The 25,398-nt window shown below is 69.4% G+C and carries 18 protein-coding genes; 7 read left to right on the top strand and 11 right to left on the bottom strand.

Annotated elements, in window-relative coordinates; translation table 11 throughout:
- Nucleotides 1–75 precede the first annotated feature (75 nt).
- Nucleotides 76–2,271: a BREX-2 system adenine-specific DNA-methyltransferase PglX gene (gene pglX / locus AB0J67_RS27045; protein WP_363486268.1), complete on the bottom strand. Its 2,196-nt coding sequence runs from the start codon at nucleotides 2,269–2,271 to the stop codon at nucleotides 76–78.
- Entirely contained in the window at nucleotides 2,268–6,482 is a 4,215-nt protein-coding gene (pglW, locus tag AB0J67_RS27050; RefSeq protein WP_363486269.1) for a BREX system serine/threonine kinase PglW, read from the bottom strand. Before pglW ends, pglX begins: the two co-directional genes overlap by 4 nt.
- A 325-nt stretch (nucleotides 6,483–6,807) precedes the next feature.
- On the opposite strand from pglW, the gene AB0J67_RS27055 reads away from it, so the two are divergent.
- From AB0J67_RS27055 to AB0J67_RS27080, 6 genes are all read left to right on the top strand, one after another.
- Nucleotides 6,808–7,800 (top strand): hypothetical protein, encoded by a 993-nt coding sequence (locus tag AB0J67_RS27055; RefSeq protein ID WP_363486270.1) that lies wholly within the window; start codon nucleotides 6,808–6,810, stop codon nucleotides 7,798–7,800.
- Nucleotides 7,801–7,861: 61 nt separating this feature from the next.
- Nucleotides 7,862–8,770 carry a hypothetical protein gene (locus AB0J67_RS27060; protein WP_363486271.1) on the top strand — a complete coding sequence of 303 codons (909 nt, stop codon included), beginning with the start codon at nucleotides 7,862–7,864 and terminating at the stop codon, nucleotides 8,768–8,770.
- Between the two features lie 44 nt (nucleotides 8,771–8,814).
- Nucleotides 8,815–9,816: an ImmA/IrrE family metallo-endopeptidase gene (locus AB0J67_RS27065; protein WP_363486272.1), complete on the top strand. Its 1,002-nt coding sequence runs from the start codon at nucleotides 8,815–8,817 to the stop codon at nucleotides 9,814–9,816.
- Nucleotides 9,817–9,963: 147 nt separating this feature from the next.
- On the top strand, nucleotides 9,964–10,980 hold the full coding sequence (locus AB0J67_RS27070; protein ID WP_363486273.1) for a nucleotidyltransferase: 1,017 nt from the start codon (nucleotides 9,964–9,966) through the stop codon (nucleotides 10,978–10,980).
- Between the two features lie 23 nt (nucleotides 10,981–11,003).
- Complete coding sequence (locus tag AB0J67_RS27075) at nucleotides 11,004–11,480, top strand: hypothetical protein (RefSeq protein WP_363486274.1); 477 nt, start codon at nucleotides 11,004–11,006, stop codon at nucleotides 11,478–11,480.
- Nucleotides 11,462–12,139 (top strand): hypothetical protein, encoded by a 678-nt coding sequence (locus AB0J67_RS27080; RefSeq protein ID WP_363486275.1) that lies wholly within the window; start codon nucleotides 11,462–11,464, stop codon nucleotides 12,137–12,139. The genes AB0J67_RS27075 and AB0J67_RS27080 overlap by 19 nt, the downstream gene beginning before the upstream one ends.
- A gap of 488 nt (nucleotides 12,140–12,627) precedes the next feature.
- Here the strand turns inward: AB0J67_RS27080 and AB0J67_RS27085 are convergent, their stop codons facing one another.
- On the bottom strand, nucleotides 12,628–13,497 hold the full coding sequence (locus AB0J67_RS27085) for a phytoene/squalene synthase family protein (RefSeq protein WP_363486284.1): 870 nt from the start codon (nucleotides 13,495–13,497) through the stop codon (nucleotides 12,628–12,630).
- Between the two features lie 385 nt (nucleotides 13,498–13,882).
- Here AB0J67_RS27085 and AB0J67_RS27090 point away from each other — a divergent pair, with 385 nt between their 5' ends.
- Nucleotides 13,883–15,004, top strand: coding sequence for a hypothetical protein (locus tag AB0J67_RS27090; protein ID WP_363486276.1), 1,122 nt, complete (start codon nucleotides 13,883–13,885; stop codon nucleotides 15,002–15,004).
- A 144-nt stretch (nucleotides 15,005–15,148) separates the two neighbouring features.
- Here AB0J67_RS27090 and AB0J67_RS27095 read toward each other — a convergent pair whose 3' ends face one another.
- The 8 genes from AB0J67_RS27095 to AB0J67_RS27130 all read right to left on the bottom strand — a co-directional run bounded on the left by AB0J67_RS27095 (nucleotide 15,149) and on the right by AB0J67_RS27130 (nucleotide 25,290).
- A complete protein-coding gene (locus AB0J67_RS27095; protein WP_363486277.1) occupies nucleotides 15,149–16,153 on the bottom strand; it encodes a sugar phosphate isomerase/epimerase family protein in 1,005 nt (334 codons plus the stop codon).
- A gap of 100 nt (nucleotides 16,154–16,253) precedes the next feature.
- The gene (locus AB0J67_RS27100; RefSeq protein ID WP_363486278.1) at nucleotides 16,254–17,459 is read right to left on the bottom strand and encodes a Gfo/Idh/MocA family oxidoreductase; all 1,206 of its coding nucleotides are present in this window, start codon (nucleotides 17,457–17,459) and stop codon (nucleotides 16,254–16,256) included.
- 54 nt (nucleotides 17,460–17,513) lie between these two features.
- Nucleotides 17,514–18,569, bottom strand: a complete 1,056-nt coding sequence (locus tag AB0J67_RS27105) for a substrate-binding domain-containing protein (protein WP_363486279.1) — start codon at nucleotides 18,567–18,569, stop codon at nucleotides 17,514–17,516.
- 134 nt (nucleotides 18,570–18,703) lie between these two features.
- The gene (locus AB0J67_RS27110; RefSeq protein WP_363486285.1) at nucleotides 18,704–19,696 is read right to left on the bottom strand and encodes an ABC transporter permease; all 993 of its coding nucleotides are present in this window, start codon (nucleotides 19,694–19,696) and stop codon (nucleotides 18,704–18,706) included.
- 190 nt (nucleotides 19,697–19,886) lie between these two features.
- Nucleotides 19,887–21,437, bottom strand: coding sequence for a sugar ABC transporter ATP-binding protein (locus tag AB0J67_RS27115; protein WP_363486280.1), 1,551 nt, complete (start codon nucleotides 21,435–21,437; stop codon nucleotides 19,887–19,889).
- 14 nt (nucleotides 21,438–21,451) lie between these two features.
- Nucleotides 21,452–22,639 carry an ROK family transcriptional regulator gene (locus tag AB0J67_RS27120; protein ID WP_363486281.1) on the bottom strand — a complete coding sequence of 396 codons (1,188 nt, stop codon included), beginning with the start codon at nucleotides 22,637–22,639 and terminating at the stop codon, nucleotides 21,452–21,454.
- Nucleotides 22,640–22,930: 291 nt separating this feature from the next.
- A complete protein-coding gene (locus AB0J67_RS27125; RefSeq protein ID WP_363486282.1) occupies nucleotides 22,931–24,700 on the bottom strand; it encodes a beta-galactosidase family protein in 1,770 nt (589 codons plus the stop codon).
- Between the two features lie 80 nt (nucleotides 24,701–24,780).
- Nucleotides 24,781–25,290 carry a MarR family transcriptional regulator gene (locus tag AB0J67_RS27130; RefSeq protein ID WP_363486283.1) on the bottom strand — a complete coding sequence of 170 codons (510 nt, stop codon included), beginning with the start codon at nucleotides 25,288–25,290 and terminating at the stop codon, nucleotides 24,781–24,783.
- Nucleotides 25,291–25,398 lie beyond the last annotated feature (108 nt).

A 25,398-nucleotide genomic window follows, 5' to 3' on the forward strand; every position in this document is an offset into this window, starting at 1 on the left:
CCGGGCCAGCAGCATGCCCGTCACCAGCAGGAACCGACAGGCGTAATCACGTATCCGAATGCGCGACAAGATCTACTACTCGTGAAAGACCGAGGTTAGCCAGAAGCAGGCAGTAGACGAGTTGAGTACCCCTAGCAGCGCCAAATGATCGTCCTCCGTTGCCCCCTCCGGCAGTTCGACTCGCAGAGTGCTGGGCTTCTCCACTACGCCTGATCTCGTCATCGCGAAATGGTTATGGGTCGCAATCTTCACAAACGAGATGTGGTCACGACTTCGATCATTGACGCTGATCTGATGCCAGCTCAGCCAGTGCCTTCCTGCAGCCCGATAGTCACCATGAGAAAACGTCATCCGCCCCCACAGCGAGGTACGCCAAGGCCACATTGCCTTCTCCGTCTCCCGGCTCGGCTGGGGCCTATCGACGTGCCCGGGCGGCATCAACAGCTCACCGGTAGTCAGAATGACCCAGTCTCGGAGCCCGTCCCCCGCGTTCGCAAGCACCACATCTGCTTCCGCCACTCCAAACCGCCGGAAGCTGCCGACTGGGGCCGCGAACGCGTCCTCAGCGTGGCTGTCACCGAACATTCCCGCCCGCGCGACAAGCTGGCCTACACGACGTGGCGCCGAGTTGATCGCTTCTTTGACCTCCACCGCGCCCCCACCCGAAAGCGACCAAGGGTGGGTGGCCAGTAGCCTTCGGTCGAGATCGACAACGGTCACCCACTCGTCCGAGTAGCCAGGCTCGTCCGCATAGGTAGAGAGCGAGTTCCACACGAGGCCCTTTGCTGGGTCTGTTGGTCGGCCAGGCTCACCCCGCACCCCCATCACCGCACGGACCGTTTCCCCGACTGGTCGGCGGTTGCGACCCACCAAGATCACTGTGGGCGTACCGTGGCCCGGAATGTAAGCGCCGGACGAATCGGCGACCAGGCGCAGGTCCTTCGTCGGTAGGAACCTCTCGATGAGTGGTGCGCCGAACTCTCGCCGCATGAACCCGTTGCCAGTGATCTTGCCTACCCAACCTGGCCGTTCGCCGGTCTTGGCCAAGTCAAAGAAACGCTCCATAAATGGCACCGTCAACTGATACTGGCCTTTGAGGTATCGGTATCGGTCCCGGTATGCGCGGTTTAGTGCCTTATCGCCCACTGACTTGTACGGCGGGTTGCCCACTACCACGTCGTACCGACCATTGCGCAGGATCTTCTGCAAGGCCGCCAGATTCTCCGTCGGGTAGGCGTACGTGGCCGCAGTGCGGTCGACGCTGTACCCTGCCCCGTACTCGATCTCAAGCTGGTCAAGGCCGTGCAACAGCGAGTCGCCGACGGCAAGGTGGTAGTTGAATGCTGGCGCGTTCTCCAGCATCTCGTCGCCGGACGCCAGCATGGCGGCGATGGTGAGCCGGAAACGGGCGATCGCCACCGCGAAGGGGTTCAGGTCTACGCCGTGGATGGCGTCGAGCGCCTTCTGCACGCGGGCCCGCCGCTCCATCCCTGGGGCGTGCCGCTCCCAACGCTCCCGCAGCCGTGTGAACCCCCCGAGGAGGAAGTGCCCGGACCCGCAGGTCGGGTCGATCATCTTGAAGCTGTCCAGCGGTCGCTCGTCTAGGGCTGGCTTCATGGTCCGGTCGAGGATGAACTCCTCGACGAAGACTGGCGTCTGCTTGAGGGCGTACTTTTCCTGCGCTTCCTGCGAAAGCTCCTGGTAGAGGTCGCCGAGGAAGCGGGTGTCCAGCGACTCGTCGGACAGATCGCGCAGCAGCTCGCCGTCCTCGTTGCGCTCTCGCCAGAAGGCCAGCAGTCGGGCCGCCGCGTCGCCGGATGGGGTGACCAGCCAGAGGGCCGATGTCTCGTCCACCAGCTCCCGGGTGGCCGGCATCCCCGCGAGATACTTGATGGCTCGCAGCAGCCACTCCCGGTCGGTGACGTCCGGGTTAGTGCGCGCCTCGTGACGCAGGAACTCGGCCTGGGCAGTCAGCGCCTCCTGCCGACGCTCCTTCGGTCCGGAGATCCATACCTGCTTGATGAGCTTGTTGTCCTCGGCGAATCGGATGAACACGGTGGTCAGGATCCAGGCGACTGCCGCCTGGGTGACACGGTCGTCGGACCACTCCTGCCAGGATCCTGCAGTGCGCCCGCACTGCAGGGCCTCTCGGTGCTGGTCGCGCCATTCCCGATCCACCGCCGGCTGAGTAGCGACGCGGCGGCGCAGGTCGTCCTCCAACGCCTTCAACTCGACGCGTAGCTCGCCGGTCAGGCGCTCCTCAGCCGTCATGCCTTCTCCTTCTCCACCGCCGGTGCGCGCAGCCAATCGTCGTCGAGCCGCAGGAACTGCCCGCCGTGGCCTAGCCGCAGCGGCACGCCGTCCAACGCCGCGCCAGCCCCCGGAGCCTCTGGCAGCAGCAGCCATACAGCCTGGCGGCGGCGGGTAGTCGGGTCGGCCAGCCTAGTCAGTACCTCGGCATGCCCATACCGGGCCAGCGGTGCGGCGTCGGTCACCAGCACCGGTCGGGTGCCCTCGGCCGCGCTATCGGCTGCCTCGGCGATCGCGACCTCGACTGCGGGGATCACGGTACGGACCAGGGCGGCGAGGCCCTGTGCCGGGCGGCTGCCCGCCTCGGCGGCGTCGGCCGCGCGTACCGCGTCCCAGGACACGCCGCGGCGGCCGGCCTCCTCGCGCAGGGCGGCGAGCAGGATCGACGTCACGTCGACCACCCGCGCGTGGTGCCGCTCGGCCAGAGTCCGGGCGGCGGCGTCGAGCCGCTGCGGGACGACGCCGAGGGCCAGAAACGCGCGGCTGCGTACGCTGTCGACGAGCCTCGCATCCTCCTCGGTGGCGGCCGTTCGGGTGGCGCCGGCGACTTCGATGGCCACCACCGATGCGCGGCTGGCCAGCGTGGTGTCGCTGCGGCGGGACGGCACCGCGTAGTGCTCGCCGTCCCAGCGCAGCGGCAGCCCAGCGTCGCTGACCACCCGGTCCAGCCGCAGCCTGGCGGGCAGCGCCGGCAGGTCGGGGAATCGGGCACGGACCCGGTCGGCCAGGTCCTGCACGGTCAGCTGCTCCGAGGGGGCGAGCCCGCCTAGCGCGATCCGGACGGCGGCGGCCGGTTCGAGGTCGCGGTCATGCAGTTCGCCTCGGCGCGATGCGGCGGCCCGAGCGGATAGGCGCGCCGCCATCCGTACCAGCCGCACGTCGTCCGGGGCGGCCGACCCGGCAGGCCACACCGGACGCAGCCGGGCCGCTGCCCGGCCCACCGGCACGATGTCCTCGCCGGAGTCCACAGCGCGAGCGACCAGGTCGTCGGCGTGCCCGCCCAGCGCGTCGGCGATGTCGAGCAGGGCTGGCTCGGTCGCAATGAGGTGGCCTCGGCCGCCCCTGCGGCGGCGTCGCACGATCGGCGGTGTGTCGCCGCCGCCCCGCTCAACGATCTCGGCACGGTCCTGCGCCAAGCGCAGCAGCCCTGCGACGATCCGGACCGACCGGGGGTCCTCTGACGCGGGCGCCAGCGCCGCTGCGACATCGTCGGCAACCGCCAGGCCGCCCATGCCGACGAGAGCCTCGTATGCCCGGCCCATGATCGCGTCCAGCCGCGTGCGGGCAGCAGCGTCGGAGGCCCAGGTCTCCTGGAGGTCAGCCAGCACCCGCGACACCTGCGGCTGACCGCCGAGGCCGAGGACAGCGGCAAGGTCAGTCACTGAGGCGAACGCGTCGGTTGTGGCCCCGTCGCCGTCCAGACCCAGCAGCCGCGCCACGTACCGCTGACGGGTGGGGGTGCGTGCCGCTCGCATTAGCAGGTCGGCGGCGCTGGATGGGTCGGCGACTGGGTCAGAAACAGCCCGATCTGGCGTTTGCGCAAGGCCGGCCGTTGGGCCGAACCGCTCCCGCCACTGCTTGGCCCGGCTACGCACCTCCCGCCGCGTGGGATCGGCTACGCCGCGCAGACGCGACAGCTGCCCTGGGTCGACGGCGGCGAGGTCGCCCACGGTGTTCAGCCGCAACGGCTCAAGCGCCGACAAAGCCCGAGCCGACAGGCCGGATGCCGCCAGGGGGGTCGAGGGCCGAGCCGCCGCGGCGACCTCGTCGGCATCCTTGGGGATAGTGGTGCCCGGATGGGAGAAGACGGCACGCCATGCGCCCAGCATTTCGGTCGCGGTGTGGAAGCGCTCGCGGGCGTCCCGTTGCAGTGCGCGTCGGAAATAGTCGACCAGCGCGCTGGCCACGCTCGGATCGAACAGGCCGGGATCGACCGCCGCTTCGTCGGGGATCACGGCTGGGTTGGAACGGCCATCGCCGTACCGAGGTGCCTGACCAGTGGCCATCTCGAAGAGAGTGACAGCAGCCGCGTACCGTTCCGCGGCTGAGTCCCAGGTGGGCCGGGCAGCAGTGCCGAGGAACGGGTCGAGGTATGGCGGGGTGCCGGCCTCGATCGCCGAAGCCCCGGCCCTGGACAACGAGAAGTCGAACAGGACCAGGTGCTTGGCTCGATCGCTGCGCTGCTCCCGTACCCCCAGGTTGGCTGGCTTGATGTCGCGGTGGTCGACGGCGGCCTTGTCCAGCGCCACCACCGCCTCTAGCACATCGGTGCCGTAACGCTCCAGCAGGTCCAGCGACAGCCGGGGCCGCTCCCGCAAAACCTCCGCAAGCGTGGTTTCACCCGCACTTTCCAGCAACAAGGCGGTGCGATTGCCCACCCGCAGCGGCTCCGGTTCGACGAGGCGGATCAACCGCGGATGGTTGATCTTCGCCAGCGCAGCGAGCACTTCGGCCTCGCCGTGCAGCCGGGCCGCCGCAGCGTCGTCGAGCGCTATCTTGAGCACCCGGCGCTCGCCATCGACCGCCCGGTCCGCCACCAGCATCCCAACCGCAGTTGAACCGGAGCCCAGCCGGCCTACCACCTCGAACCGGTGGCCAAGCAGCATACCAGGGGCCGCCTCCAGCGGATCGGTCACCACCCCGGCGGCGCCTGACTGGGTCTCCCGATCCACCTGATCGAGCTGAGCGAGGAACGACTGCAGATCGCTGAGCCGCTCGCTGACCACCGGCCGAGTCGCGTTCAGCACGAGCTGACGCAGACTCGCCGGCACTTCGGGGACATCGGCCACCAGGTCCAGGCCGCCGTCGCGTGTTAGCCGGTCCCTCACGTCGAGAGCGCTATCCGCAGGCGGACGCCCAGCCACGATGTGATAGGCCACCGCGCCAAGGGCGAATACGTCCAGCCGGACCCGATCAGCGTCGCCGTTCCAGCGCCCTTCGGGGGCAAGGTAGGCGTGTGCGCGCTGTTGTTCCAAATCTGCAGCCGCACGCCCCTCGAGTGCAGCGAATAGGCGGGTGGCCACGCCGCCGGAGGCGGGGCTGCCGCCTGGGGTGCGGCTGGCCCCCGCTTTGTCCGCCCCGGCGACCTGCCAGTCACCGAGCCGCACCTCCACCTCGTCACTGCGCCGGCGTACCAGAACCGCAGCCGGCGTCAGCCCTCGATGAACTACGTGGTGGCGGTGGGCGTAGGCCAGCGCCTCTGAGAGCTGTCGGATCATGAGCACCCGGTTGACCAGGGTCAGTGCGTCGCCGTGGTCGTCGAGCCACAGGTCCAGGCGGCGGAACTCGTCGTCGCGGGGATAGACCAGCCCCACGCCGAGCTCGTCCTCGACCAGATCGCGCGGGCACAGCACCCAGTCATGGTGCAGCCGGCTGGTCAGCGCGTACTCCCGCTCGGCGAGCTGGTGGATGCCCCGCCGCTCAGCCTCGGAGGCACCCGGACGACTCACAAAAAAGCGGATCCGGGCCTGATCACGGCGGGCCAGCCGATGCTCGGCCGGCCAGTCCTGCCAGCCGTCCCCCTCGGCCAGCGGCGGGCCGACCAGCCGCCAGGAGCCCACCTCCCGTTCCCGCCGGAGCGCGAAGCCGATCCGTTCGAACAGGGCAACTAGCAGGTCGTCCTGGTCTATAAGTCCTGGCCGCTGACCGGGCAGTGGTGGCTCAAGCAGCCGCTGGGCGACACTCGGCAGGCCGCTGCGAGCCTGCTGGTCATCGCGACCGAACAGGTCAGTCGCGTCGCTGGGAGGAAGCGCACACCGCCCATCGGGTGCGTGAAGAAACACGCTGTGCTGGATATATGGGATGTGCCGCGAGTCGAAGTTCGGCTGCAGATCGCGCAACGCGTCGGTGATCACGCCCTTAAGCCGTTGGGCCTTACGTCGCGCGAGCAGTAGGGGAGAGTCTTCGCTACGCCCACCGCGCTGCCATCGATATGCGTTGCCGGTGATCGTGCCCTGGTAGTGCTTCAGCTCCACCAAGTGCAGTCGGCGTTCCCCGAGCACCAACGCATCAACTTCGTACCATTTGCCGTCTCGGTCACGAAACTCAAAGTTTGTCCAAGCCCGGAATGGGCTACGGTCGGGTAGCAGTGAGCGCAGATGAGCGAGCCCTTCCCGCTCGTGCGGGAATTCGGACGGCGTGATCTCGTGCCATCGCGAGCTGTCCTCCCGCACGTACACCCCCTGCTTGTGGCCTGGCCTCGTGCTCGGAGCGGATCAATGCTCCGATGCCGGACATCCCGTAAGAGGTAATCCAGGCCACGCATCCCCACCACAAGCGCCGTCATTCTACGGTTCGCTTCCGACCAAGGCAGCACCGCTACGGTTGGCCGCAGCCGACGGCGCGTACGGATACGAGCGACATCCTGGCAGGCTTCGATCGACCAGACAGTCAAGATTGCGAACACCCAGCAGACCTTCAACTGGCACCCCTGCGGTTGGTGTCAAACTCTGCGCATCCCGGTCGCTCCGTCTAGTCTGTCGGCGGTGATGTGTCGCTATGACTGATCTTGCGAGCAGCTCGCGAGCTTTTTCTACAGCGCGTGATATCTCAGACGCTGCTCTGGAAGAGTTGCGTGCTGGCGAAATCGGTGCGGACGTCTTGGAACTGTTGCGGCGGCTGGGTCGGCAGTGCACCCGGTCGGCACGAACGAACTTTCCGCCACCCGAAGGATATTCTTCGTGGAACGACGACGCCGTTGATCACCTGCTGGCCGATATGTTTGCTCGGCCAGCTGCGGATAATCCTGATGAATGCCACAAATTCGTCCTAGATTGCTACGCGCGGGCGACGGACGGGCCGTCGCTGGAGCGCCTGCTGTTAGCCGCGATCGAGAACTTCCTGAAGGACGAGGCGAAGAAGACCGAGCGGGGCAAGCTCCGCCGAAGACTCGCTGGGCTACTGCACAGGGACCCAAGATTCACGGAGTGTATTGGTGACCGGTGGAGTTTGTCCGCAGGTTCGCCGGAACCTTGGCAGGGTGATGTGGCGGACCTGGACCGAGCGGCGTTCGCAGTGCGTGGCGTCGAGTTCTCGGGCTGGAATCATGCTGGTCCGACGCCGCGGGCCACGGTCACGGCACTGCTGGTCATCACCGAAGCGGTACTCGTCGAGGCGCATGGTGCCGTACGGACAGAAGATCTTGCTCGTGTGCTTCAGGCCCGTTTCCGGCTGTTGCGAGTGCCGTACCTTGTCTCCCTTGATGACATGACCACCGGGTTTGCGGACGTGGCCGGTGGTGAGCGGACAGAGGACACCGCGCTGCGGGCACATCTGTTCTTCGACGGCTTGACCATGGCAGAACGTAGATTGCTGCCGTTCCTCGCTGAGCCGCAGCGTTGGAGCGTCCTGCTGGACGTGGGGCCCTCTGTCGCGAGGGTCGCAGGGCAGTCATTGATCGAGAAGGTGCGCCTGGCCACGGTCGATGATGCAGATCGCGACGAGATGGTCATGGAACTGGTGCGGCTTTGCGTTCGGGCGGACGGGAGTTAGGTCGTCTGTTCGGGATAGGTGTCGTTGTACGAACCGTTCGGTCGAAGGTGAGGATGTCTCGATGGCGCAGGATAGAGAACCGGGCTTGGCGCGCTTGTTGCGTGCGGTGAGCACGGTTCGTGTTCCCGATGCCGTGCGGGCAGCTTTCGAGGCGGAGCCCGGCGAGCCCGCGCCCGGTCAACTGTGGCGGACGCGGTGGGACGAAACGGTGGAACTGGTCGTTCTTCTCGCGGTCAGTGACGAAAATGTGCTCGCTGCCCCGATCTTGCTAGACGACCGCTGCGCCGACGAGGACACCATCATTCTGCCGCCCGCGCAGAATTCGTTGACGACGACCATCGCGATGTGGGCAGGTTTGGCCCGCCAGCTCCCAATGTGCATACTGGACCGGCAGCTAGGTGTCGCAGACATCGGTGTCGCGGACAGTGGGTGGATCGAGCGCCTGGTTGAGGCTGGTGCCACACGCGGTCGACGAGCGGCTGGCCCGTTGGATCCGACAAATGAGGTTCAGGCTCGGTTGACCGACGCGCTGGACTATCTGGCCAGCGCGGTCTGGGCACCGTCAGGGTCGGGTGAACTCGGGCGCTTGCTCGCCGAGGCCTCGCTCGGCCCGCCCCGATTGATCGAACTGCTCGACGTGAGCCCACCCACCGCCCTCGCGCTGCGTCGCGGGCAGGCAGCGGTAACCCCAGACCAGGCGGCGAAGCTCGCACTGGCGCTTAGGTTGCCGGACCGGGTGATTCTGGAAGCCAACCCTGCGCCGTCGCGGAGATTGGTTCAGAGGATGAGCCGCCCTCGGCGCCGGGCTCAGGTGAACAGGCTAGCGGCGCGGCGTGGGGTTGAGGAACGCAGCGCTTGGTTGGCAGCGACGTACTCGGTGAACGCGATGGCGGCACGGCAGACCGGTACGCAGGAACCAGCGTGGGATGAACGAATCGACCAGTACTTCCAGGTCACGTTGGAGTCGTGATGCGCCAAGTTGCACGTGACCTTGTCGCGCGGCAGGCATACGCCATGGTGGAAGTACTGGAGAAGATGCTCCCTGGCTCGCGAGTCCAACTCGCGGAAGATCCTTTCGCCGTGCTTGAAGCGCGCGGTGATCTCGCCGTGCGGATCGTGCCCGAGGCCAAGACCAAGCCCGCTGCGGCCATGCCGGCTTGTAGCGTCGCGGGTATCTACGTCGACGACGAGGTTCCGCCCGTTCTGGCGGTTGCCAATGCCGCCAGTGCGGGGCGTCGGGCGTTCACCGTGCTGCACGAATTCGGGCATCACCTGCAACGCACCGAGCCAGCGCTCATGGACCTGCTGCTGGAGCAGGCTGACGGCGGGCTGACGCTGGAGGACGCGGCCTGCGACGCGTTCGCTGCCGAGATCCTCTTGCCCGCCGATCTTGTAGACCGCTTCATCGACAGCCCCGGTCCCACTGGGCCGCAGATCGTGGATCTGTGGCATGCCTCGACGGCATCGCGAGCGGCGGTCTGCGTCCGTGCCGCCCAGCGCCTGGTCACTCCGGGCCACGTGGTGCTACTTGACGCAGACGGCGCCGTTTCCTTCGCCGCGAGCCTGGGTCTACCACCCCTGGCTCGTGGAAGCCGTCAGGACACCGCCGCTACCGTACGCGACGCGCTCAGCCGCGCCGGTCGGGCCACCGGGCGCACCCGGCTGCACTACCGCGACGGGATCCTGGGGGAGGAACTCCACGCCCAGGTCGTACCGATGGACGGCTACCTGCTGCTGATCGCCGTCACCGATGCCGCCGCCTGGGATACGTTCACGCTCCCATCACGTGACCCCGGCCCTCGGGCCGCCACACGGATCTGCGAGCACCCCGACTGTGGACATGAGTTTCAGGCCTTCGAATCCCCGTGCTCGCGGTGCGCACGACGGGTCTGCCCCGAGTGCGGACGGTGCGGGTGCGCGCCCCGCGTGCGCGAGAAGACCTGCGCAGGCTGCTTTCAACGGCTTCCCGCGTCGGTCTTCACCGGCACCTCCGCCCGTTGCAATGAGTGCGTCTGAGGAGATCTACGCCAACACCGCGGGTGGGCCGAGTTACGTCGTCTGTCCTCGGTGAGAGGCGGGTCAGCTGCGTCTCACCGAGGAGCGCGCACGCCCGGCCACGCGACCTCTCCATCATCAGGCCGGCAGACAGGAACAAGAACGCACATGGCACCACGATCCACGGCGGAGTCGTTCGACGAGTTCGACGCTTCGCTGAACCTCGACCCGCTCGAGCGGGAGCAGGCTCAGCGTCGCCACCAGGAAATCACCGAGGTACTGACCGTAGTGGGCATCGCCAAGTCGACCTTCTTGCAGGGCAGCTTCGCGCGCAAGACCATGCCCAAGCCTCTCAAGGACGTCGACATGGTCGTCCTCCTGGCCGAGGTCTACCGCGCACCGTGGTTCGGCCCCGGACGCGGCGGCCCCGCCGCGGCGATGGCCGAGATCCGCGCCGCCGTCGCCAGCCGCTGGCCGAACGCTCGTTTCGACGCGGAGAAGCAGTCTCCCCACGCACTCCAGGTGACCTTCTCCGACTGCACCTTCACCGTCGACCTCGTGCCCGCCTTCGACGACCCCGAGGGCAGCGAGGACGTGTTCATCGCGGACCGGGACCTCGACCGGTGGGAGTGGTCCAACACCCGCACGCTGCGGCGTGTGGTCACCGAACGCAACCTGGAAACCCTGGGCGCATTTGTGCACCAGGTCCGGATGGGCAAGGCATTCAAGTCCCACGAACCCGTGCTGGAGAAGCTGTGCGGCTTGGCCGTCGAGTCGCTGTGGTACGCCGCCATCAAGAAGAAGATGCCGCACGCCACTGCCATGGTCACCGCCTTCGAGTACGCGGCCGTGGCCGTCCAGGGCAAGGTGCTCGACCCGACCGGCGTCGACGATCTGGCCAAGGACTGGACCCCGGGCGAGCGCCACATGTTCAGCCAGGCCTTCGCACTCGCGGCCAAGCGAGGCAGGGAAGCCCTGCGCCTGGCGGCCGACGGCGAGCACCAGGGCGCGATCGAGATCTGGTTTGCCCTCTTCGGCGAGCCGTTCCCGGCTCCGTCGACACAGACCGCCGCCCAGGCGCTGTCCGCGCTCAGCGCGGGCAGTATCACCTCCACCGGGCGTGCCGTTGCCTCGCAGCGCGGAGCCCAGGTCAACCGGCCGGCGAGGTCATGGCGTACCCGATAAGTGCGGTTCTCGAAGACCCCGCCGTGGCCGCAGAACATCTCCTGTGCCACGCCGACCTGTTCGGCGTGGCACAGGCCACCGGACGCACCGGAGCCCTCGGCGCCGCCCTGCTGGAGCTGACCTTGCTGCCGCTGCCTGCCTTCGCGGCAGAGGGCTATCCGATCGAGCAGGTCCGCCTTGTGATCATGCCGCCCGGTGACCGTGTCCACGCCTACCCGCGCACCGGACGCGGTCGCCGCTACAAGCACCGAAACGTGCAGATCACGGACCTGTGCCTGCAGTACGACCGCGATGATCCCGCCCTGCGGTGGCTCCCGTCCGACGGCCTGGAACCGCTGATAACCCTCATCCAGCGGCATCTGATCTTCGAGGAGGCGTGGCGGCGTACCGGCGACTGGCCATGCGAGGATGCCCCACACGGGGATGACACGCGCGCCCCCCACCGCGTCATCACCGCCACGATGCGAAAGGAACTCAGCCGGTGGTCACGGACATCCTGACCCTCGCGCAGGCCATGGCGAACACCGAGCCCGCACAGGCTCCCGCGATCACCATCGTGCTGTCGATCCTCGGCTCCAGCGTGGTCGCCGGCCTGATCGGCACCGTCCTCGGCAACACCCGCGCCAACGCCACTGCGCGCCGCGAACGATACGCGCAAGCCGCACGGACTCTCGTCGCGTGGGCCGAGTACCCATACCGCATCCGCCGGCGTACCGGCGACGACGCCGCCACGCTCACCGCTCTTGCGGACCGCGGACACGCCCTGCAAGAGCAGCTGGCCGAATCCCGTGCTTGGATCGCTGCGGAGAGCCAGGCAATTAGCGAGGTCTTTGACAACTGCCACCGCGAGATCACCACGCTCGTAGGACCGGCCTGCGGCGCTGCATGGAAAGCAGCGCCCGTCACGACCGGAGCGGAGATGAACCTTGGAAACTTCGGACCCCGTGGCGTAGAGGTCATCGTCGCACGCATGGAACGCGCGGTCATTTACCGCTTCGGGCTGCGCCGCCTCATGTGGCGGCGCTGGGTCATCCAGCGGCTCCGACGTCGATCCTGCCTGCCCGAACCGACTGTCCGCACTGCTCAGATCCCTGAGCCCGCTCCGCCAGCCGATCTGCAGCAGAATCCGTACACATCGTCTGGAACTGGGACCGCGTAGACCCCAGGGAAAGGTGCGCGCCTGATCTACGACTCCAGCTTTGCCGACGCCATCCAGCTCGCCACAGAGGCGGACTAGCTACAACGCACCCGGCGAACATGATTCGCAGTAGAACCGGACCCAAGCGACTTTCATCGCTTTGACCAACTTGTCTGTTATGAACCATATAGGCATATCGGCAACTGGCCCGTGGCTGAAAGACATGTAGAACATCCCAGCCACGGGCGAGTACTTTACCTCCGCTGCCGAGGTGGTTTCCGCAGGTCGACATGGTCCACGAGTGCCAGTCCATGCGATACCTGCCCATGTGCGGATGGGCGTCCACCCCCTATGCGTAGTAGAAGGTGCCCTTCTTAACGTCTGCGGGCGGTGGGGTCGCGCGGGACCGGGGCATGATCGCGCGTTCCGGTCGAAACCCGGAGTCTGACCGCACTTCTCGACACGGAACACCGATCATCACCGGACCGCCCCGGTGCCCGCGGCGGTGGTCATCGCGCGAGCAGGCCCCGGGCCAGCAGGGCCGCCCGGCGCGGCGCGGGCACCACCGCGCGGCGGGCGAAGACGTCGTGGTCGAGGCGCTCGATCTCGTCGAGGATCGCGCCGTACACCAGGTAAGCGGCCTTCACGCAGGCCCGTGAGGCGCCGGGCAGCATGGCGATGCCGGGCAGCGCGGCGGCATAGTGGCGCCGCGCGCGGGCGATCTCGAACGCCAGCAGCCGCTTGATCTCCGGCGTGGCCCTGCCGGCGGCCGCCGCGTACAGGTCGGCGTCGCTCACCCCGAACCGGGCCAGGTCGTCCTGCGGCAGGTACACGCGGTCGCGGGCCAGATCCTCGCCGACGTCGCGCAGGAAGTTGGTGAGCTGGAACGCGAGCCCGAGCTGCCGGGCCGGTTCCCGGGCGGCGGCCGGGTCGGCGGGGCCGAGGATCGGCAGCATCATGGTGCCGATCACCGCCGCCGAACCCTCCATGTACGACAGCAGCGCCGGGTAGTCCGCATACCGGCCGACCGTCAGGTCCATCGCCATGCTGTCCAGGAACGCGTCGAAGTCGGCCGGGTCCAGGCCGAACACGCCGACCGTGTGCAGCACGGCGGGCAGCAGCGGGTCGTCCACGGGCTCGCCGCGCAACCCCGTCCGGAAGCGCTGCGCCCAGCCGCGCAGCCGCCGTGCCCGCTCGGCGGGCGTGGCTCCGTCGAGCCGGTCGACGATCTCGTCGGCGTGGCGGGCGAAGCCGTAGAGGGCGTGCACGTGCGGCCGCTTCCACGCCGGGAGCAGCCGGGTGGCCAGGTAGTAGCTGCGGCCGTGCCGCCGGTGCAGGTCACGGCAGCGGTGGTACGCCCCGGCGAGCGCCTCGGGTATCCCGACGGCACGCCCGGCGTCCACGAACGCCGACTCCCGCACCGGCACGCTCAACCCGATCCTCCTCCGCGCCCGCCCCACCGCAGGCCAGAGGCCATCCTAGGGTGACCGGCAGCTCCGACCACGCCGGCACCATCTTCCCGCCCTTCGACCCGGACATCGGGCCACCCGCTCCCCGGGCGCCGGGCTACGCGGTCGCGGTCAAGCACCACGACCGCGACCGCCCACCGCTCCAGCCCGCTTCGTTTTCGAGCTAATGACGCGTTACGTTCTGTTAATACTTTTTTCGCTCATATTATCCTTTTGCCCTGTTCATGGCCCTTTCGCGGTGTTAGCTGGTAGCACCGACCGAAGGGATGTGCGCATGATTCTGCGCGGAAAACGCATGCTCGAGAACACGACCACCGTCCGGCGCGTCCGGCACGGCCTAGGGGCGGCCGCCCTCGCCGCCCTGCTGGCCACGGGCCTGGCGCAGCCGGCCGGCGCGGAGGAGCCCCAGCCGGCGCCGACCCGCATCACCCAGGACACCAGCCTCACCGTCGAGCCGCAGCAGCGCCGGCAGGCGCCGCGGGGCGTGGCGGACCGGGACCCGGCCGGCAAGCCGAACTGCAAGCCGCAGGCCGGCGGTAAGAAGTGCAAGCCCAAGCCGCCGTGCCAGGCCGGGGACAAGGAATGCAAGCCCAAGCCGTGCAAGGGCCGGGAGTGTCCGCGGCTGCCGGTCTGCAACGCGGGCGGCGGCCGGAACGTGGCGTACACCGCGTACCCCCGGGACGTGCTGCGCTGCCCGAACCTGCCGTCCCTGGGCTTCGAGGCGACCAGCACCAGCGAGTTCGGCGACCAGGTGGGGCTGGCCGCCACCGGCTCGACGGACCTCGCCCAGCTGCGGGTGGTCTTCGCCAGCTGGGGCTGCGGCACCAGCGGGCACTGGTACAGCGACGACTGCGTGACCGCCCCGGGCGCCACGTTCTCGCACCCGGTCACCGCGAACATCTACGCGCCGAACGCGACCGACCCGAACCTGCCCGGCGACCTGCTGGCCACGGTCACCCAGAACTTCGACATCCGGTACCGGCCCTCGGCCGACCCGACGCGGTGCGCCGGCCCGGAGGCGGGCATGTGGTTCAACCCGGAGCTCGGCCAGTGCGAGGACAAGATCCGCCAGCTCCTCACCTTCGACTTCCCCGGCACGCAGCACCTGCCGAGCGAGGTGATCTGGACGGTCGCGTTCAACACCACGCACCACGGGTACGCGCCGATCGGTGAGGCCGCCGCCTGCTTCGCCGCGGACCCGGGCTGCGGCTACGACTGGCTCAGCGTGGGCGCCCGGACCTTCCCGCGGGCGCCGTACGCGGGCACCGACGTCGACCCCGACGGCGCGTTCATCAACACCGAGGTCGCCTCGTTCTACTGCGACGGCGGCGCGGCGGGCGTGGACATCCTGCGCCTGGACACCGGCCCGAACTGCTGGACCGCGTTCCGCCCGCTGGGTGAGATCCGCACCAGCTGAGCCGTCTCCGACCGACCCGTCCCCCGGGTTAAGAAGGGCACCTTCTTATACGCGAAGCGTTAAGAAGGTGCCCTTCCTTCACGTGCGTGGGTGGTGCGGCCCGCCGGCCGACACGTGGGAGCAGCGGCCGGCGGGGGCCTGGGCTCAGTCCGAGCTGAACGCCGCGTCGAACGAGGCGGTGGGCGGGTCGAAGAGGAGGCTGCGCACGAACTGCAGCGCCTGGGGAGCCCCGACGAGGCGGTCCATGCCGGCGTCCTCCCACTCGATCGAGATCGGACCGTCGTAGCCGATCGCGTTCAGCGCCCGGAAGCAGTCCTCCCACGGCACGTCGCCATGGCCGGTGGAGACGAAGTCCCAGCCGCGGCGCAGGTCCGCCCAGGGCAGATGCGACGACAGGATGCCCCGGCGGCCGTCGCCCATGCGCACCTTCGTGTCCTTGCAGTCCACGTGGTAGATGCGGTCGGCGAAGTCGAGGATGAAGCCGACCGGGTCGCAGCCCTGCCACACCATGTGCGAGGGGTCCCAGTTGAGCCCGAACGCGGGCCGGTTGCCCAGCGCGTCGAGCGCGCGGCGGGTGGTGTGGTAGTCGTACGCGATCTCGCTGGGGTGCACCTCGTGGGCGAAGCGCACGCCGACCTCGTCGTACACGTCGAGGATCGGGTGCCAGCGGCGCGCGAACTCCTCGTACCCGGCGTCGATCATCGAGGCGGGCACCGGCGGGAACATCGCGACGAAGTGCCAGATCGGCGAGCCGGTGAAGCCGACGACGGTGTTCACGCCGAGCTTGGCGGCGGCGCGGGCGGTGTCGGCCATCTCGGTTGCGGCGCGCTGCCGCACGCCCTCGGGCTCGCCGTCGCCCCAGATCCGGGCGGGCAGGATCGCCTTGTGCCGCTCGTCGATCGGGTTGTCGCAGACGGCCTGGCCGACCAGGTGGTTGGAGATCGCGTGCACGCTCAGGCCGTACTTGTCGAGCTGTGCGCGCTTGCGCTGGATGTAGGTCTCGTCCGACAGCGCCTTGTCGACCTCGAAGTGGTCGCCCCAGCAGGCGATCTCGAGTCCGTCGTATCCCCACTCGGACGCCAGCCGGCAGACCTCCTCGAACGGGAGGTCTGCCCACTGGCCGGTGAACAGGGTGATGGGTCGGGGCATGTTCGCTCCCTTTCGGTATGCCCGTGGGGCGGTGCGTTCATGGGCGAGAGGGCCGGTCGGTCGGCGTCCGACCGGCCCTCCCACGTCGGGGTGGTGCGACTCAGGCCGCGAACTGCGGCTGAGCCACCTGCGTCCAGGTCGAGTCGGACGCCGCCGACCGCTGGACCGCGTCGAGCACGAGCTGCACGCCGAGCGCCTCCTCGAAGGACGGATGCGGGTCGGTGCCCTCCGCCACCGCCTGCACGAAGTCCCGTGCCTGGTGGGTGAAGGAGTGCTCGTAGCCGATGATGTGGCCCGGCGGCCACCAGGCCGACAGGTACGGGTGGTCCGGCTCGGTCACCAGGATGCGGTTGAAGCCCTGCTCCGGGCCGGGCCGGGTGGCGTCGTAGAACTCCAGCTCGTTGAGGCGTTCGAGGTCGAACACCAGCGAGCCGAGCGAGCCGTTGATCTCGATCCGCAGCCCGTTCTTGCGGCCCATCGCGAAGCGGCTCGCCTCGTACGTGGCGATCGCGCCGCCGGACAGGCGCGCCGTGAACACGGCGGCGTCGTCGACGGTCACCTGCCCGTACGCCTGCCCGTCCCCGGCCGAGCTCGCGGCCAGGCCGCTCATCTCGGTCGGGACCGGCCGCTCCTTGATGAACGTCTCGGTCAGCGCGCTGACCCCGGTGATCCGCTGGCCGGTGACGTGCTGGGTGAGGTCGATGATGTGCGCACCGATGTCGCCCAGCGCGCCGGACCCGGCCCGCTCCTGCTGCAGACGCCACACCAGCGGGAAGTTCGGATCGGTGATCCAGTCCTGCAGGTACACGGCGCGCACGTGCCGGATGACCCCGATGCGGCCGGCGGCGATCATCTGACGCATCAGCGCCGCCGCCGGCACGCGCCGGTAGTTGAACCCGCACAGCGTACGGATGCCCGACTCCCGGGCCGCGGTCGCGGCATCGACCATCGCCTGGGCCTCGGCCACGTTGTTGGCCAGCGGCTTCTCGCACATGACATGCTTGCCCGCGGCGAGGGCGGCGATGGTGATCTCGGCATGGCTGTCGCCGGGCGTGCAGACATCGATCACGTCGATGTCGTCCCGGGCGATCAGCTCCCGCCAGTCCGTGACGTAGCCGTCCCAGCCGAGACGGTCGGCCGCCTCGGCGACCTTGGCTTCGTCACGGCCGCAGACCGCTGCCATCCGGACCCGCAGCGGCAGGTCGAACGCACGGTTCACGGTGCGCCACGCCTGTGAGTGCGCGGCCCCCATGAACGCGTAGCCGACCATGCCGACCCGCAGCTCCTTGTTGTCGATTGTGGACACGGAGTGGGCTCCCGTCGTTACCGAGCCCGCTGGTGCGGGCGATCCATGTCAGGCTTAGAAACCGAGCTTCAGGTAGGTGCTCGCGTTCTCTTTCGTGATCGTCTCGGAGGCCAGGATGATCTCCTTCGGCACCTGCAGCTCGACCAGGTCGGACATGCCCTTGCCCTGGCCGATGAGGCGGGCCAGCGAGATGGCCGAGGAGGCCATCGAGGGGCTGTAGGTGACCGTGGCCTTGAGCACGGTGTTGTCGGCGGCGATGTCCTCGATCGCCTTCTTGGAGCCGGCGCCGCCGACCATGAAGAACTCGCTGCGGTTGGCCGCCGAGATGGCCGCCAGCACACCGATGCCCTGGTCGTCGTCGTGGTTCCAGATGGCGTCGATCTTGGGCAGCGCCTGGAGCAGGTTCTGCCCCTCCTTCTGGCCGCTGTCGGCGGTGAAGCGCGCGGCGCGCCGGTTGGCGACCGAGAAGCCGTAGGTGGCCAGCGCGGCCTTGAAGCCCGCGCTGCGCTCCTGGGTCAGCTCCAGCTCGTCCATGCCGGCGATCTCGCCGATGACCGGCGCCGCGACGCCCTTGGCCTTGAGCGTCTTGCCGATGTAGTGGCCGGCGGCCACGCCCATGCCGTAGTTGTCGCCCTTGATCTGCAGGCGGTACGCCAGCGCGTCGGGGAAGGCGCGGTCCAGGTTGACGACCGGGATGCCCGCCTCCATGGCCTTGAGGCCGAACGCGTTGAGCTCCTTGCCGTCGTGCGGGAGCAGCACGATGACGTCGGGCTTCTCGGCGATCAGGGTCTCCAGCGCCGCCCGCTGGGCCGCGGCGTCCTTGCCCGCCTCGACCTGCTTGAAGGTGACGTCGCTGTACGCCTTGGCCTGCGCGCTGGCGTTGTTCGTGATCGCCGCGATCCAGCCGTGGTCGGCGGCCGGGGCGGAGAAACCGATCGTCACGGCCTTGCCGGCCGCGGCGTTCGGGTTGGACGTGTCGGCGCCCTTGGTCTGCGCGGCGCTCGGCTCGGCCTCGTTGCTGGTGCACGCGGTGAGCAGCGCGCCGGCGGCCAGCGCCGTGCCACCGAAGAGAAGCCTGCGGCGGGACGTGTCCGGAATGTGCTTGGTCATCACGACCTCCTGGTCGTCGCGAGGGTGTGTTCGGTCTGGCGGCCGTCACGTTCGACGGTCGCCCCAGGTGGTGCGGGGTGTGCGGTGATGGAACCTGTACAGCGGGCCGGGCGGGCTGCCCGGCGCCGCGACGGTCAGGTCTGCTGCTGCGTGCCGGCCTTGGGACGGGAGAGGCCGTGCCTTCGGGCGAACTGCGTGACGGACGAGAACCGCAACTGCTGGATCAGGACCGCGACCACGATGATCGCGCCCTTGACCATGTTCTGGACCTCGGTGGGGAGGTTGGCGATGGCGAACAGGTTGGTGATCGCGGAGAACACGATCACGCCGAACAGCGAGCCGACGATGGTGCCGCGGCCGCCCGAGAGCAGCGTGCCGCCGATGATCGCGGCGGCGATCGCGTCCAGCTCGTAGAGTTCGGCCGCGGCCGCCTGCGAGGAGGTGGCCAGCGAGGTGAGCATGATCGCGGCGATGCCGCAGCACAGCCCGGACAGGGCGTAGAGCAGCATGGTGTGGCCGCGGACGTTGATGCCGGCCAGGCGGGCGGCCTCGGCGTTGCCGCCGATGGCGACGGTGCGCCGGCCGAACGTGGTCCGGTTGAGCAGCACCCAGCCCAGCCCGGCCACCACCAGCAGGATGATGACCAGCAGCGGCACGCCGAGCACGCGCTCCTTGGCGAGGCTGTTGATGAACTGGTCCCCGGAGACCTGGGTCTGCTTGCCGGAGATCGCGGCGGCCAGACCGCGCGCCGCGACCAGCATGGCCAGCGTCGCGATGAACGGCACCAGCCTGCCGTACGCGATGAGCAGGCCGTTGACCAGGCCCGCGCCGACGCCGACCGCGATCGCGGTGAAGATCATGCCGGCCGGGCCGAAGCTCTGCGTGGCCACCGTGGTGGCCCAGACGCCCGACAGCGCGATCAGGGCGCCGACCGACAGGTCGATGCCGCCGCCGATGATCACGAAGGTCATGCCGACGGTCACCACGCCGATCGCGGCCGCCTGGGTCAGGATGACCATCATGTTGTTGGTCACCCAGTCGATGTTGCTGTAGAGGTCGGGCCGGATGATCGCGCCGATCGCGAACAGCGCCAGCAGCACCCCGACCAGGCCGAGATTGCGCCACATGCCCTCGGCCGACTCGTTCCTCCACCAGCGTGGACCGGCGGCCACCGCCCCGGACGCCGGTGCGCCGTGCCCGCCCGCGTCGGGCGCCTCCCGCTTCACGGTCTCCTCGCTACGGACGCTCACGACCGCTCCTCGCTGCGCTCGTCGCGGTCGTTGCCACTGAGCCATATGGTTCGCTCGCAAAGCTCGCTCACGCGGCCACCTCTTCAGTCGTCGCGGCGGTCAGCGATCCCGCCATAACCAGATCGAGTACGTCTTCTTCGTTCAGCTCGGTCGCGGGCGCGCTGCGCACCACCCGGCCCTCGCGCATGACCAGCACCCGGTCGGACAGGCCGAGCACCTCGGGCACCTCGCTGGAGACCAGCAGCACCCCGACGCCGTTCGCGGCGAGGTCGCGGATCACCTGGTAGAGCTCGGCACGGGCGCCCACGTCGACGCCGCGCGTCGGCTCGTCGAGGATCAGCAGCCGGGTGTCGCCCAGCAGCCACCGGCCCACGACCACCTTCTGCTGGTTGCCGCCGGACAGGGTGCGCACCGCGCGGCGTACGTCGCGGGGGCGCAGCTCCAGCTGGTCGGCCACCCGCAGCGCCTCGGACTGCTCCTTGCCGGCGTCGGTGAAGCCGGCGGTGGCGTATCCGGGGAAGGTGGTCAGCGTCATGTTGCGGTAGATCGGCTCGCCGAGCAGCAGCGCCTGGCTCTTGCGCTCCTCGGGCGCCATGCCGATGCCGGCCCGCACCGCCGCGGCGACGTTGCCGGGCGGCAGCGTCTTGCCGTTCATCACCACGGTGCCGGCCTCGGCCTGCCGGGCGCCGAAGATGGTCTCCAGCACCTCGGAGCGGCCCGAGCCGACCAGCCCGGCGATGCCGACGATCTCGCCCGCGTGCACGTCGAGGTCCACGTGGGTGAACTCGCCGGAGCGGCCCAGGCCGCGCACCTCGAGCAGCCGCTCGCCCGGCGCGGTGTTCGGCCGCTCGGGGAAGACGTACTCGATGGAGCGGCCCGTCATCCGGCTCACCAGGTCGCGGGTGGGCGTGCTGCGGGCGGGCAGGTTGACCGCCGAGGTGCGCCCGTCCTTGAGCACGGTGACCCGGTCGCCGATCTCGCGGATCTCCTCCAGGCGGTGCGAGATGTAGACCACCGCGATGCCCTGGGCGGTCAGCTCCCGGATGATCCGGAACAGGTTGTCCACCTCGTCGTGGGCCAGCACCGCGCTGGGTTCGTCCATGATGATCAGCTTGGCGGAGTGCGACAGCGCGCGCGCCATGCTGACGATCTGCTTGCCCGCGGCGGGCAGCGACTTGACCATCCGGCCCGCCGGGATCTCGCCGTGGCCGAGCCGGCCGAGCAGCTCCGCGGCCTGCCTGGCGGCCTGGCCCTTGTGCACGAACCCGAAGCTGCGCGGCTCGTGCCCGAGGTAGATGTTCTCCGCCACCGTCAGGTAGTCGACGAGGTCCAGCTCCTGGTAGATGGTGGCGATGCCGGCCTTCATCGCGGCCTGCGGGCCGCTGAACTCGACCTGCTCGCCGAGCCACTCCACCCGGCCGGAGTCCGGGCGGTGCACGCCCGCCAGCACCTTGATCAGGGTGGACTTGCCGGCGCCGTTCTGCCCCAGCAGGCAGTGCACCTCGCCGGCCCGCACCTCCAGCTCGACCCCGTCGAGCGCGCGTACGCCCGGGAAGGTCTTGACCACGTCGGACAGCCGCAGCACGACGTCCGCGGAGTCCACGACTTGCTCGCTCATGACCGGCTCCTCGCTCATGCCTGCTCGAAGGCGATCTCGCTGGCCAGCACCGCGGCGCCGGCGACGCCCGCGCGCGGGCCCAGCTCGGACAGCACCAGCGGCAGGTTGCCCGTGGCCAGCGGCAGCGACCGCCGGTAGACCACACTGCGGATCTCGGCCAGCATGATGTGGCCGAGCTGTGCCAGGCCGCCGCCGATGACGATCATCGACGGGTTCACGAAGCTGACCAGCCCCGCCAGCACGGTGCCGATGCGGCGGCCGCCGTCGCGGATCAGCTGCACGCAGGCGACGTCGCCCTCGACCGCGGCGATCGCCACGTCCATCGCGGTGACCTGGCCGTTGGTGGCCAGCCGCTCGGCCAGCGCCGGCGAGGCGCCGGAGCGGGCCGCCGCGGTGGCCTCGCGGGCCAGCGCGGCGCCGCTGAACACGGCCTCCAGGCAGCCGACGTTGCCGCAGGTGCAGACCGGTCCGTGCGAGTCGACCTGGATGTGGCCGACGTCGCCGGCACAGCCGTCGGTGCCCCGGTAGACCTCGCCGTTGAGGTAGACGCCGCAGCCGATGCCGGTGCCGATCTTCACGAAGAGGAAGTTGTCCACCGAGTGCGCGACGCCCGCGTTGCGCTCGCCGATCGCCATGATGTTCACGTCGTTGTCCACCACCGCCGGGCAGCCGTGCTCCCGCGTCAGCAGCTCGCGCACGGGGAACCGGTCCCAGCCGGGCATTATCGGCGGCGACACGGGCACCCCGTCGCGGAAGCTGACCGGGCCGGGCACCCCGATGCCGATGCCGTCGAGGTGCGCGAAGGCGCCCTCGACCTTGGCCTTGGCCAGCAGCTCGTTGACCCGCTGCAGGATCACCTTCGGCCCGCTGCGGATGTCGGCCGGCTCGCTGTAGTGCGCCACCGGCTCCAGCCGCCCGTTGGTCACCTCGACGTCGATCGAGGTGGCGCCGAGGTCGACCCCGGCGAAGCGCATGGCCGGGTTCAGCTCGACCAGGGTGGAGCGGCGGCCGCCGCGCGACTCGGCCGGGCCGGCCTCGGCGATCTGGCCGCCGGCGACGAGCCGGTCCAGCTCGCCGAGCAGCCGCGGGCGCGGGATGTCGAGGCGGTCGGCGAGCTCGGCGCGCGACAGCGCACCTTCGTCCCGCAGCAACCGCAGCACCCTGACATGCAGGGGATCCCAGAGCACCCGCGCGAGGCTCATGCGCCCGCCTTCCAAACCCGATTGGACGTCACCGATGTGTGTTGTGTCGCACAGGTTACGAGCTTTCGACAAAGCTGTCCATAGCTTCTAGCCGAATCCGCGAAACTTTTGCATGATCAAGCAGAAGTTACCCCTCGGTCGCCAGAACACCCCCGCCTATCAGGCGCAAGTCTTGAAAAGTCGCGGTCTGATAACAGCTTCGAGGCCGCGGCTCGGTGGGAGTCGCGGCCTCGATGCCCGCCGTCGGCACGGCGTGCGGTACGCGGCTGACGGGCCGGCGTGTCCGGCGAGTCAGCCCAGGTCAGGGGCGGTGCGCAGGTCCACGGTGGACGGCGCCGTGCCGTCGAGTTCGAGCACGACGACCTCGTTGCGGCCCGCGCGCAGCAGCGGCCACGGCACGTACAGCGTGCGCTGCGGTCCCGCCGCCCAGTACCTTCCGAGCAGGTGACCGTTGATCCAGACGTACCCCTTCGCGCCCTCGGGGACGGCGAGGTAGGTGTCCGCGGGAGCCGCCACGTCGAGCCACCCCCGGTGGAAAGTCGGGCCTCCGGACGGCAGCCATGGCTCCTCCGCCGGCGGCGCGTCCCACGGCAGCGACGACAGCTCCGCCACATCCACCGGGTACGCCGTGAAGCCGTGCACGAACTGCTGCCCGTGGCGCACCCCGCCGGTGATGCCCTTACGCTCGCCGGTCAGCGGGCCGTAGTTGGTGCGTCCCATGGACTCCACCAGCAGATCGAGCACGGTGCCGTCGCCCACCACCGCCACGTCCACGGCTTCCCCGGTGCCCGTCAGCACCCCGACCTGCACCCCGTCGACGAAGAGGTGCGCCCTGTCGGCCAGGCCGTCCACGGTCAGCGGCTGCGCCCGGCGCGGGCCGGACAGCTCCGTCCGGTAGAGCGTGAGGCCGTGCACCAACCCCAGCTCCTCGAAGCTCGGCGGCATCGCCGCCCGCACCGGTTTCGGGCTCACCACGTCGAGCACGTCGAACAGGCGCAGCGCCTCCGTCAGCGGCACGCTGCCGGCCGGGAGCAGCGGCGCGGGCGGCGGCACGACCGGCGGCTCGACCCCGGTGTGCGCCGCCAGCACCTCCCGCATCAGCCAGAACTTCTCGGTGGGCGCGCCGCGCTCGTCGATCGGGGCGTCATAGTCGTAGGAGGTCACCGTGGGCTGCAGGGCGCCCAGGTGCCCGTCGGCGCGGTTGGCGCCCGCCCACACGCCCCAGTTGCTGCCGCCGTGCGCCATGTACACGTTGACCGACGCGCCCGCCTGCACGATGCGCCGCAGCACGTCGGCGGCGTCGGCGGGGGCACGCGTGACGTGGTCGTCGCCCCAGTGGTCGAACCAGCCGCACCAGAACTCCATGCAGAACAGCGGGTCGTCCGGGCGGTGTTCGCGCAGCGCGGCGAACGCGGCCTCCGGATCTGCGCCGAAGTTGACGGTGGCCGGCACGCCGGGCAGGGTGCCGCCGCGCAGCATGAAGTCCTCGGGGCCGTCCGAGGTGAACAGCGGCACGTCGATCCCGCGGGCACGCAGGCCGTCCGCCAGGTGGCGCAGGTAGTTCCGGTCCGAGCCGTAGGAGCCGTACTCGTTCTCGACCTGCACCATCAGCACGTTGCCGCCGCGGGTGACCTGGTGCGCCGCGACGATCGGGATCAGCTCGTCGAAGTAGGCGTCCACCGCGGCCAGGTATGCCGCGTCGTGGCAGCGGATCCGCTGCCCGGGCCGGCCGGTGAGCCAGGACGGCAGGCCGCCGTTGTCCCACTCGGCGCAGATGTACGGGCCCGGCCGGACGATCGCGTCCAGCCCCTCCTCGGCCGCCTCGGCCAGGAAGCGGGACAGGTCCGCGATGCCGGTGAAGTCGAACCGGCCCGGCGCGGGCTCGTGCAGGTTCCACGCGACGTACGTCTCGACGCAGTTGAGGCCCATCGCCCGCAGCATGCGCAGCCGGTGCCGCCACTGCTCGGGCCGCACCCGGAAGTGGTGCAGCGCGCCGGACAGGATCTGGTGCGGCCGCCCGTCACGCAGGAAGCCGCCCGGGACCACGGCGAACTCGACCATCAGCACTCCCCTGCCGACGCCACACGGCCCGGTCAGCCGCATGGAAAACGTTTACCATCGGCTGGGGAGAGTACACGTGATCACCGCCGGGCGGAACGCCTGTCCTGCCGCTGCTCCTGCCAGCGGGCCAGCGCGGAGCCGACCTGGTCCTGGACGAAGAGGAAGAAGTCGCGCATGTCAGCCATGCGCTGCCCGGCCACCGTGTGCTCGCCGCCCGCGGCCGCGATGACACCCTCCGCCTCGTCGGAGAACTGGCCGTAGAAGCCGCGCTTGGCCGTGGTCACGCCGTACCACGGCTCGTCGGGAAGCCGGTAGCGGTCGCGGCGGGAGCCGGGGGCGGGCTCGCGGACGACGAAGCCCATCTGCATCAGGTAGCGCACCGCGCCGGAGATGGCCGCGGGGCTGACACTCAGGCGCTCGGCGAGGTCACCCGCGGTGAGCGAGCCCTCCTCGGCGCTCATCATCGTCATCAGCACCCGGGACGGCATCCGCGGAAAGCCCATGTCGGCCAGCATCATCGCCATGTGCTCCACAGACCGGCGCACGGCGTCCTCATCACGCGGGGCGACCGCGTCAACTTCGTCGCTCATCACCGACGATGATATCGACCTTCGCACCCTTCACACATTTCTGAACACGCTGCTCCGCGCCGGAGCTGCGCCTGGGCTGGCATCCCGGTATCAGTGATAGGCAATAAA

The organism is Catellatospora sp. NPDC049609, from assembly GCF_040675365.1.
GTDB lineage: Bacteria > Actinomycetota > Actinomycetes > Mycobacteriales > Micromonosporaceae > Catellatospora.

Coding starts and splice junctions, on each gene's coding strand:
- AB0J67_RS27070 (WP_363486273.1), top strand. CDS start 9,964: ATGGCACCACGATCCACGGCGGAGTCGTTCGACGAGTTCGACGCTTCG.
- AB0J67_RS27065 (WP_363486272.1), top strand. CDS start 8,815: ATGGTGGAAGTACTGGAGAAGATGCTCCCTGGCTCGCGAGTCCAACTC.
- AB0J67_RS27090 (WP_363486276.1), top strand. CDS start 13,883: ATGCTCGAGAACACGACCACCGTCCGGCGCGTCCGGCACGGCCTAGGG.
- AB0J67_RS27095 (WP_363486277.1), bottom strand. CDS start 16,153: ATGCCCCGACCCATCACCCTGTTCACCGGCCAGTGGGCAGACCTCCCG.
- AB0J67_RS27130 (WP_363486283.1), bottom strand. CDS start 25,290: ATGAGCGACGAAGTTGACGCGGTCGCCCCGCGTGATGAGGACGCCGTG.
- AB0J67_RS27055 (WP_363486270.1), top strand. CDS start 6,808: ATGACTGATCTTGCGAGCAGCTCGCGAGCTTTTTCTACAGCGCGTGAT.
- AB0J67_RS27125 (WP_363486282.1), bottom strand. CDS start 24,700: ATGGTCGAGTTCGCCGTGGTCCCGGGCGGCTTCCTGCGTGACGGGCGG.
- AB0J67_RS27120 (WP_363486281.1), bottom strand. CDS start 22,639: ATGAGCCTCGCGCGGGTGCTCTGGGATCCCCTGCATGTCAGGGTGCTG.
- AB0J67_RS27115 (WP_363486280.1), bottom strand. CDS start 21,437: ATGAGCGAGCAAGTCGTGGACTCCGCGGACGTCGTGCTGCGGCTGTCC.
- AB0J67_RS27060 (WP_363486271.1), top strand. CDS start 7,862: ATGGCGCAGGATAGAGAACCGGGCTTGGCGCGCTTGTTGCGTGCGGTG.
- AB0J67_RS27105 (WP_363486279.1), bottom strand. CDS start 18,569: ATGACCAAGCACATTCCGGACACGTCCCGCCGCAGGCTTCTCTTCGGT.
- AB0J67_RS27110 (WP_363486285.1), bottom strand. CDS start 19,696: ATGTGGCGCAATCTCGGCCTGGTCGGGGTGCTGCTGGCGCTGTTCGCG.
- pglX (WP_363486268.1), bottom strand. CDS start 2,271: ATGACGGCTGAGGAGCGCCTGACCGGCGAGCTACGCGTCGAGTTGAAG.